The organism is Bradyrhizobium semiaridum, from assembly GCF_020329505.1.
GTDB classification, from domain to species: Bacteria; Pseudomonadota; Alphaproteobacteria; order Rhizobiales; family Xanthobacteraceae; genus Bradyrhizobium; species Bradyrhizobium semiaridum.
The window spans coordinates 1-653 of sequence record NZ_JAGKJJ010000090.1; the positions used below are offsets into that span (position 1 = coordinate 1).

Annotated in this window: 1 protein-coding gene; it reads left to right on the forward strand. The window is 68.3% G+C overall.

The window, feature by feature from the left end; genetic code table 11:
• Positions 1–122 precede the first annotated feature (122 nt).
• A partial coding sequence (locus tag J6500_RS31600) for an HD domain-containing protein (protein WP_225716594.1) occupies positions 123–653 on the forward strand: 531 nt, incomplete at its 3' end.

The following is a 653-nucleotide window of genomic DNA, read 5'->3' on the forward strand; positions in this document are numbered from 1 at the left end:
CTGGTCAGGCTCCCTCCCCCCTTGCGGGGGAGGGTTGGGGAGAGGGGTAAGCCCCGGGCTCCGGCGGAAGTCATCTCATCGCGCGCCGATAGTGCGCCCGCTCAAACGGGAGCGCCGTAGCCATGCTCCCCGCGATCCGTCTGATCTCCGAAGCTGCCGAGTTCGCTGCGCGCCGCCATAACGGCATGGCGCGCAAGGGGCGGGGTAACGAGCCCTATATCAACCACCTCGCCGAGGTCGCGAACCTGCTCGCGCAGGTGACCGATGGCGCCGATGCCGAGCTCGTTGCCGCGGGCTGGCTGCACGACACCATCGAGGACACCGGGGCCACGCACGACGAGCTGGCGCGGAAATTCAGCCCGCGCGTCGCCGACCTCGTGGCCGAATGCACCGACGACATGAGCTTGCCGAAGCCGGCGCGCCGGCAGAAGCAGATCGAGGACGCCCCGCACAAATCCCCGGACGCGAAGCTGATCAAGATCGCCGACAAGATCAGCAATACGCTGGCCCGCATCGTGCCGCAGCCGAGCGAGGACGAGCGCGACGATCTCGCGGACTATGTCGCGTGGGCCGAGAAGGTCGTCGCCGGTTGTCGCGGCGGCAATGCGGAGCTCGAGCGCAAGTTCAACGAGGCCGCCAGGCTTGCAAGGAGC